Consider the following 5512-nt stretch of genomic DNA (forward strand, 5'->3'; position numbering starts at 1 on the left):
GCTGCGCTTCCAGGCCAGCGCGCGGCCGGCGTAGTCGGCGAAGCGGCTGGCGTCGTAGAGGTAGTCGGCGTCGTCGGGCGAGGCGCTCAGCGCGAAGCGGTCGGCGCTCAGGCCTTCGACGTCGCGCCGCGACAGCGGATAGAAGCAGTCGTGGTCTTCGAGCATCGCGGCCAGGGCCTCGGGTGGCGCCTGCGGCAACGCGAACAGCGGGACCAGGTGGCGCGTGCCGTCGTAGGTGCGGCCCGAAATGCGCGGCCAGCCGTCGTCTTCGGGCCCGATGTAGCGGTAGTCGTGGGCCTCGCGGAACAGCCAGAGGTTCGAGAACGTCAGGTCCGACAGGCAGCCCTCGGCGCTGCCCGCGCGCAGCCGCGCGAGCGCCGGTTCGATCGCCTCGCGCAGCGCCAGCGACAGCGGCTGCCCGGCGCTCATTCCGCGTCGTGGACCACCGCGCGCACGCCCGGCGCCGGCGGATCGGCCGGCGGCCCAGCAAAGCACTGGGCGATCGACAGCCACTGCGTCGCGCTGCCCGGCGTGCAGTGCAGCGCGGTGTCGGCGAGGTGGCGGCGCTGGGTCACGACCAGGCAGAAGTCGAGCGCATCGCCGCGCACCGATTCCGCCGAGGCCGGATCGCCCCAGCGCCAGGTCTGGCCGCCGGGCGCGTCGAGCTCGATGTAGGGCGCGGGCTCGGGCACCGGCAGCTGGCGATTGACGAAGGTCCAGCCGAAGGTGGTGGCGCCGATGTGCGCGATGTGGCGCAGCCGCTCGTTGGCCGGCCGGCGCCGGCGCATCAGGTCCCAGATGTCCTGGCCATGGGCCCAGGTCTCCATCAGCCGCGCGGTCGCGAACGAGCGCGCGCTCATCATCGGCCCGTACCAGGGCAGCCGCGCCTTCGGGTCGAGCGCCGCGAGCGCGTCGGCCAGCTGCATCGAGATCGGCTGCCACAGCGCGAGCATCGCGGGGCCGTCGAGCGAGCCGTACTTCTCGCGCGCCAGCGAGCTGATCTCGCGGCCCTGCGCGAACTGCGCGTTGAGCGCCGCGGCATCGCGCACGAAGGCCGCGGGGTCGTTCAGCGCGAGCATCGAGGTCTCGTCGAAGAAGCACAGGTGGGCAATCTCGTCCCAGGGCGACCAGCCGTAGAACACGCTGGGCGCGCGCCACTGCTCGGGCGTGAGCGTGGCGCACAGCGCGGCGAGCTCGGCGTACTCGTCGCGCAGGTCGCGCGCGGTCTCGGCGTTGGGGCCGTTCGTCGAATCGTTCATCGTGGGCGTTGTCCTTCTCGTTCTTCAGAGCCCGAGCTGCCGGGCCGCCAGGTCCTTCATGATCTCTTCCGATCCGCCGCCGATCATCATCACCTTGACCTCGCGGTAGATGCGTTCGCTGCGCGTGCCGCGCATGAAGCCCATGCCGCCCAGCAACTGCACCGCCTGGTCGGCGCAGAACTGCATGGCCTGGGTCGCCTGCACCTTCGCGAGGCACACGCGCGCCACGAGTTTCGCCGGATCGGCCAGGCCGTGCTCGATGCGGTAGGCCAGGTCGTAGACCAGGGTGCGCGCGGCATCCACGCGCAGGGTCATGTCCATGAGCTTGTGGCGCACCACCTGGCGCTCGGCCAGCGGCACGCCGAAGGTGACGCGCTGCCGCGCCCAGTCCACCGCCTCCTCGAGGCAGACCTCGGCGAAGCCGCAGGCCAGCGCCGACATCAGGAGGCGCTCGCCGTTGAAGTTGTTCATCACCAGCTTGAAGCCCTGGTTCTCCGTGCCCACCAGGTTGCGCGCGGGCACGCGGCAGTTCTCGAAGCGCAGGTGCGCGGTGTCGGAGCTCCACCAGCCCATCTTCTTGAGCGAGGTGCGCGCGAGCCCCGGCGTGTCGCCCTCGATCACCAGCAGCGAGATGCCGCCCGCGCCCTTGTTCGCGGGATCGGTGCGCACGGCGGTCGTGATGAAGTCGGCGCGCACGCCCGAGGTGATGAAGGTCTTCTCGCCGTTCACCACGTAGTGGTCGCCATCGCGCACCGCGGTGGTCCGAAGCGCCGCGACGTCGGAACCGCCCGAGGGCTCGGTGATCGCGAGCGCGGCGATCTTCTCGCCGGCCAGCACCGGCGGGATCACGCGCTGCTTCAGGTCCTCGCTGCCGGCCTTGAGGATCGGCGGCAGCGCGATGCTGTGCGAGTTCAGCGAGGCCTGCACGCCGCCCGCGCCGCAGCGCGCGAATTCCTCGGCCACGATCAATTGATAAAACAGGTCGGCCGGCGTGCCGCCCAGCGCCTCGGGATAGCCCAGGCCCAGCACGCCGAGCCCGGCCGCGCGCCGGTAGAGCTCGCGCGGGAAGGTCTCGGCCTCGTCCCATTCGGTCACGAAGGGTGCGATCTCGCGTGCCACGAAGGCGCGCAGGCCGGCACGGAAGGCTTCGTGCTCGGCGGAGAAGTAGAAGGGCAGCGGTGGGGCGTCCAGGAATTCCATGGTGTCTCCTTGGCGCACGAGGCTAGCGGCGGGCGCCCCGCCGGTCTTGCGCCAACAGGCTGCGCCCGGCGATGCGAGGCGGCGCGAGGTGCAGCGACTCGACGCAAGCCGCGCCACGCGCGCGCCGCTAAGCTGGACCTTCCATCCGCCACCCGAGGAAGACCATGCCTTCATCCACCGCCGCACCGACCAAGACCGTCCGCATCGGCGGCGCCTCGGGCTTCTGGGGCGACAGCATGGTGGCGGCGCCGCAGCTCGTGCAGCACGGGCGGCTCGACTACCTGGTGTTCGACTACCTGGCCGAGACCACGATGGCGATCCTGGCCGCGGCGCGCGCGAAGAAGCCCGAGCTCGGCTACGCCACCGACTTCGTCGAGATCGCGATGAAGCCGGTGCTCGCCGAGATCAAGCGCCAGGGCATCAAGGTGGTGAGCAACGCGGGCGGCATCCATCCGCAGGGCTGCGCCGCCGCCCTGCGCGCGCTGGCCGAGGCCCAGGGCGTGCCGCTGCGCATCGCGGTGGTCGAGGGCGACGACCTCGGCGCGCGCATGGCCGAACTGCGTGCCGCGGACACGCGCGACATGTTCACGGGCGAGGCCCTGCCCGAGAAGGTGCTGAGCGCCAACGCCTACCTGGGCGCGCTGCCGATCGCCGCCGCGCTGGCCGCGGGCGCCGACGTGGTGATCACGGGCCGCTGCGTCGACAGCGCGGTCACGCTCGGGCCGCTGATGCACGAGTTCGGCTGGCAGCCCGGCGACTTCGACCGGCTGGCCTCGGGCAGCCTCGCGGGCCACATCATCGAATGCGGCTGCCAGGCCACGGGCGGCCTGCACACCGACTGGGAAGACATCCCCGACTGGGCGAACATCGGCTACCCGATCGTCGAATGCCAGGCCGACGGCAGCTTCGTCGTGACCAAGCCCGAGGGCACGGGCGGCAAGGTGATCCGCGCCGCGGTGGCCGAGCAGCTGCTCTACGAGATCGGCGACCCCGGCGCCTACCTGCTGCCCGACGTGAGCTGCGATTTCCGCGCCGTGACGATCGAGCAGGAGGGCCCCGACCGCGTGCGCGTGGGCCCCGCGCGCGGCCGCGCGCCGACCCCGGCCTACAAGGTCTCGGCCACGCAGCTCGACGGCTTCCGCTGCGCGGGCAGCCTGGTGATCGTGGGCATCGACGCCGAGCGCAAGGCGCGGCGCACGGCCGAGGCGATCCTCGAGCGCACCGGCGGCATCCTCGCGCGCCTGGGCCTGCCGCCCTTCACGCGCAGCCACATCGAGGCGATCGGCGCCGAGACGCTCTACGGTCCGCATACGCGCACCCACGGCGTGCGCGAGGCGATGATGCGCGTGGCGGTCGACCATCCGCAGAAGGCCGCACTCGAGATCTTCGCGCGCGAGATCGCGCCCGCGGGCACCTCGTGGTCGCCGGGCACCACGGGGCCCGGCGGCGGCCGGCCCTCGGTGTCGCCGCTGGTCAAGCCCTTCGCGTTCCTGCTCGCCAAGGACCAGGTGCCGGTGTCGTTCGCGATCGACGGCGAGCGGCAGGCCGTGGCGATCCCGCCGGACGCGGGCGATGGTGCCGCGCCGCCGATGGCGGAACCGCCGCCCTTCGCCGACGACGGCGGCGAACAGGTCGAGCTGCGGCTCATCGACCTGGCCTGGGCCCGCAGCGGCGACAAGGGCGACCTCTCGAACATCGGCCTGGTGGCGCGCCGGCCCGAGTGGCTGCCGCTGCTGTGGTCGCGCGTCACGCCCGAGGCGGTGGGCGCCTACTTCGCGCACCTGGTGCACGGCAAGGTCGAGCGCTTTTACCTGCCGGGCATCGCGGCGATGAACCTGCTGCTGCACGGGGCGCTCGACGGCGGCGGGCCCTCGTCGATGCGCATGGACCCGCTGGGCAAGGGCATGGGGCAGATGCTGCTCGACATGCGGGTGAAGGTGCCGCGCGCGGTGGCGCAGGCGGCGCAACGGCGCTGAAACGAGAGGGGCGGCCCGAACGGTCTCGGGCCTGGGTCAGGCCTGCGCTTCGGTCAAGGCCTGCGCCGCCACCACCGCCTCGGTGCGGTTGCGCACGTTGAGCGCGCGGAAGATCGCCGCGAGGTGGATCTTGACCGTGCCCTCGCTGATGCCGAGGCTGCGGCCGATCAGCTTGTTGGGCTTGCCCTGCGACAGCAGCTGCAGCACCTCGACCTGCCGTTCGGTCAGCACGTTGCGCAGGTGCTCGAGCGTCTGCGAGGAGGCCGGCGCGCGCGCGGTGTCGGCGCCGGGCTGCGGCGCCACGCCGGCCACGATGCCGGGCGGCAGCGCGGTCAGCATCATCGGCGGCACGTAGACGCCGCCGGCCAGCACCAGCCGCACGGCCGACAGCATGACCTCGGGCGAATAGGCCTTGGGAATGAAGCCGAGCACGCCGCGCTCGAGGGCGGCGCGCATGATGGCCGGGTCCTCGTAGCCCGACAGCACGATCACCGGCACGGCCGGATGGCGGCGGCGGATCTCGTCGATGTGGGCCTGCCCGTCGGCGCCGGGCATGTTGAGGTCGATCAATGCCAGGTCGAGGTCGTCGGTGGCACCGGCGAGCAGCTCGTCGACGCTCATGACCAGCACGAACTCGATGCCGGGCTCCAGCTCGGACAACTTGGCCTTGACCGCTTCGATGACAAGCCGGTGGTCGTCGGCGATCAGAATTTTCATGACTTAAGGCCTTTCAACGCTTGAGAAGGGGTCACGAAGCTCGCCCCAGCGTGCATTGACTCAGCGACCGCCGACGATACCGGCGAATGCCCCGCGCAGCAAGGCTGGCGCGCTCCACGAACGGCATAGGCCCCAAGCGATATGGCGCCCCCCGGGGCCGCTGAGAAGAATGATCGCCAACCCGAAGGAAGCGAGACATGGGCATGTGCCAACGAAGCAGGCGCCGGTGCAGGGCATCTCTCGTGCGGCGCCCGGCGCTGCCTGCGCGCCTCGCCGCGGCCTGAGCCGGCGCGCGTGTCTTCATGGCCCGCCTGATCGACTGCTATTCGGCCTTCGTCTCGTTCGGGCTCGCGCTCGATG

5 protein-coding genes are annotated in these 5512 nt (G+C 71.7%); 1 reads left to right on the forward strand and 4 read right to left on the reverse strand.

All coding sequences use genetic code 11. The features are described from left to right. From AC27VN_RS31355 to AC27VN_RS31365, 3 genes are all read right to left on the reverse strand, one after another. Nucleotides 1–429 (reverse strand): hypothetical protein (locus AC27VN_RS31355; protein ID WP_490879082.1); only part of this gene is annotated, 429 nt, incomplete at its 3' end. After that, nucleotides 426–1259 carry a TIGR03084 family metal-binding protein gene (locus AC27VN_RS31360; RefSeq protein WP_490879083.1) on the reverse strand — a complete coding sequence of 278 codons (834 nt, stop codon included), beginning with the start codon at nucleotides 1257–1259 and terminating at the stop codon, nucleotides 426–428. The genes AC27VN_RS31355 and AC27VN_RS31360, both read right to left, overlap by 4 nt. Before the next feature lie 24 nt (nucleotides 1260–1283). Continuing rightward, complete coding sequence (locus tag AC27VN_RS31365; protein WP_490879084.1) at nucleotides 1284–2459, reverse strand: acyl-CoA dehydrogenase family protein; 1176 nt, start codon at nucleotides 2457–2459, stop codon at nucleotides 1284–1286. Nucleotides 2460–2623: 164 nt separating this feature from the next. On the opposite strand from AC27VN_RS31365, the gene AC27VN_RS31370 reads away from it, so the two are divergent. Beyond that, nucleotides 2624–4435, forward strand: a complete 1812-nt coding sequence (locus AC27VN_RS31370; RefSeq protein WP_490879085.1) for an acyclic terpene utilization AtuA family protein — start codon at nucleotides 2624–2626, stop codon at nucleotides 4433–4435. Nucleotides 4436–4471: 36 nt separating this feature from the next. On the opposite strand, the gene AC27VN_RS31375 is transcribed toward AC27VN_RS31370, so the two are convergent. Further along, nucleotides 4472–5152 carry a response regulator transcription factor gene (locus AC27VN_RS31375; protein WP_093350872.1) on the reverse strand — a complete coding sequence of 227 codons (681 nt, stop codon included), beginning with the start codon at nucleotides 5150–5152 and terminating at the stop codon, nucleotides 4472–4474. Between the last annotated feature and the right edge of the window lie 360 nt (nucleotides 5153–5512).

This window comes from Variovorax sp. 20P10.2.4 (genome assembly GCF_058244205.1).